Here is a 2,974-nt window from a genome sequence, read left to right on the forward strand (position 1 = left end):
TCTTTTGTGTTGTGTCAGTCAGATGGCGTTATGGGTTTTGAGCCAACCCAGTCCCGCCTCGGTGGTGGTCAGCGGCTTGTACTCACAGCCGACCCAACCGGTGTAACCAATCCGATCCAGATGCTCGAACAGGAAGCGATAGTTGATCTCCCCGGTCCCCGGCTCGTTACGCCCAGGGTTGTCGGCCAACTGGATGTGGTTGATCTCACCCAGGTGCGCGGCCATGGTTCGGGCCAGGTCGCCTTCCATGATTTGCATGTGGTAGATGTCGTATTGCAGGAACAGGTTGGCGCTGCCCACCTGCTCGCGAATCGACAGGGCCTGCGCCGTGTTGTTCAGGTAGAAACCCGGGATGTCGCGGGTGTTGATCATCTCCATCACCAGCTTGATGCCCGCCGCTTGCAGCTTGTCGGCGGCGTACTTGAGATTGGCGACAAAGGTCTTTTCTACGGTTTCGTCATCCACACCGGCGGGGCGAATCCCGGCCAGGCAGTTGATCTGGGTATTGCCCAGCACCTGGGCGTAGGCGATGGCCAGCTTGACCCCGGCACGGAACTCCTCGACCCGATCCGGGTGGCACGCCAAACCGCGCTCGCCCTTGGCCCAGTCACCGGCCGGCAGGTTGAACAGCACTTGGGTCAGGCCGTTGGCATCCAACTGCGCCTTGATCTCGGCGGAGCTGAACTCGTACGGGAACAGGTATTCCACACCCTGGAAGCCGGCGTCGGCGGCCGCTTTGAAACGGGCGAGAAAGTCCTGCTCGGTAAACAGCATGGACAGGTTGGCGGCAAAACGCGGCATAGGGTTCTCCTTAATCGAGCAGGGAAATGGCAGTCGGCGCGTCGTTGCCGACCAGGGCCAGATCTTCGAATTCGTTGACGGCGTTGATCTCGGTGCCCATGGAAATATTGGTCACGCGTTCCAGAATAATCTCAACAATCACCGGAACCTTGAATTCTTCGATCATTTCCTGCGCCTTGCGCAACGCCGGCTGGATCTGGCCCGGCTCGAATACGCGCAGCGCCTTGCAACCCAAGCCTTCGGCGACAGCCACATGGTCGACGCCATAGCCGTTAAGTTCCGGGGCGTTGAGGTTGTCGAAGGACAGCTGCACGCAGTAGTCCATCTCAAACCCGCGCTGGGCCTGGCGAATCAGGCCCAGGTAGGAGTTGTTCACCACTACGTGGATGTACGGCAGCTTGAACTGCGCGCCCACCGCCAGCTCTTCGATCATGAACTGGAAGTCATAGTCGCCCGACAACGCCACCACTTTGCGGCTCGGGTCGGCCTTGACCACGCCGAGTGCCGCCGGAATGGTCCAGCCCAAGGGGCCGGCCTGGCCGCAGTTGATCCAGTGGCGTGGTTTGTACACGTGCAGGAATTGCGCGCCGGCAATCTGCGACAGGCCGATGGTGCTGACGTAGCAGGTGTCTTTGCCGAACACCTGGTTCATCTCTTCGTACACGCGTTGCGGCTTGACCGGCACGTTGTCGAAGTGGGTCTTGCGGTGCAGGGTGGCCTTGCGCTGCTGGCAGTCATGCAGCCAGGCGCTGCGATCCTTGAGCTTGCCGGCGGCTTTCCACTCGCGGGCCACTTCAATGAACATCGTCAGCGCAGAACCGGCGTCGGACACTATGCCCAGGTCCGGCGTGAACACGCGGCCAATCTGCGTCGGTTCGATGTCGACGTGAATGAACGTGCGGCCTTCGGTGTATACCTCCACCGAACCAGTGTGGCGGTTGGCCCAGCGGTTGCCGATGCCCAGCACCACGTCCGACTTGAGCATCGTTGCGTTGCCATAGCGGTGCGAGGTTTGCAGGCCGACCATGCCCACCATCAGCGGGTGATCGTCCGGGATCGTGCCCCAGCCCATCAGGGTCGGGATCACCGGGATGCCGGTGAGTTCAGCAAATTCAACCAGCAACTCGCTGGCGTCGGCATTGATCACGCCGCCACCGCTGACCAGCAAGGGGCGTTCGGCCGCATCCAGCAGCGCCAGGGCTTTTTCCACCTGGATGCGCGTAGCCAAGGGCTTGGCCAGCGGCAGTGGCTGGTAGGCGTCGATATCGAATTCGATCTCGGCCATCTGCACGTCGAACGGCAGGTCGATCAGCACCGGGCCAGGGCGGCCGGAGCGCATTTCATAGAAGGCTTTCTGGAACGCGTAGGGCACTTGGCCGGGCTCCAGAACAGTGGTCGCCCACTTGGTCACCGGCTTGACGATGCTGGTGATATCCACGGCCTGGAAGTCTTCCTTGTGCATCCGTGCACGTGGGGCCTGGCCGGTGATGCACAGAATCGGGATCGAGTCGGCCGAGGCGCTGTACAGGCCGGTGACCATGTCGGTGCCCGCCGGGCCGGAAGTACCGATGCACACGCCGATATTGCCGGCCTTGGTGCGGGTGTAGCCCTCGGCCATGTGCGAGGCGCCTTCAACGTGGCGAGCAAGGACGTGATCGATGCCACCGACCTTCTGCAAGGCCGAATACAGCGGGTTGATCGCGGCGCCCGGGATACCGAAGGCGGTGTCCACGCCTTCACGGCGCATTACCAGGACGGCGGCTTCGATTGCTCTCATTTTGCTCATGGTTTTGGTGCCTCTTGCGTTTTGTAATTGTATACAAGTGGTGTCTGGATAAAGTGTATTCACGGCGAGCGGCGAAGGTCAATGCATTTTGCAAAGTGGCCATGGCGTTCGTCGGAAGCACTTTTTTCGACGTGTGGAGCCTTTTGGCGAAAATATTGTATACAAAAATAAATGTCATTGTGTTCTATTTGTTTGATCGAGCATCTGATCAAACAGACCTCCACCGCATTCCCAATAACAAAAGAAGGACGGCACCATGAGCGCTTTAACCTTGAAACTTGCCACCCAACTCGCCAGTCAGGCCCTCACCGCAGGCCGCACGATCTCAGCCGCGCCGCTGACCATTGCGGTGCTCGACAGCGGCGGCCACTTGATCACCCTGCAACG

General features: G+C 60.3%; 2 protein-coding genes and 1 pseudogene. 1 reads left to right on the forward strand and 2 read right to left on the reverse strand.

Features of this window, described 5'->3' with window-relative positions:
- Positions 1-18: 18 nt before the first annotated feature.
- Together hyi and gcl are read right to left on the reverse strand one after the other, a co-directional pair.
- Entirely contained in the window at positions 19-801 is a 783-nt protein-coding gene (gene hyi / locus FEM54_RS29240; protein WP_017136239.1) for a hydroxypyruvate isomerase, read from the reverse strand.
- A 10-nt stretch (positions 802-811) separates the two neighbouring features.
- Positions 812-2,587 carry a glyoxylate carboligase gene (gcl, locus tag FEM54_RS29245; RefSeq protein ID WP_099549032.1) on the reverse strand — a complete coding sequence of 592 codons (1,776 nt, stop codon included), beginning with the start codon at positions 2,585-2,587 and terminating at the stop codon, positions 812-814.
- A gap of 256 nt (positions 2,588-2,843) precedes the next feature.
- Between gcl and FEM54_RS29250 the strand changes: the two are divergent.
- Positions 2,844-2,974: pseudogene (locus tag FEM54_RS29250) on the forward strand (heme-binding protein); the annotation flags it as partial.

It is taken from the genome of Pseudomonas edaphica, from assembly GCF_005863185.1.
Taxonomy (GTDB): domain Bacteria; phylum Pseudomonadota; class Gammaproteobacteria; order Pseudomonadales; family Pseudomonadaceae; genus Aquipseudomonas; species Aquipseudomonas edaphica.

Coding starts and splice junctions, on each gene's coding strand:
- hyi (WP_017136239.1), bottom strand. CDS start 801: ATGCCGCGTTTTGCCGCCAACCTGTCCATGCTGTTTACCGAGCAGGAC.
- gcl (WP_099549032.1), bottom strand. CDS start 2,587: ATGAGCAAAATGAGAGCAATCGAAGCCGCCGTCCTGGTAATGCGCCGT.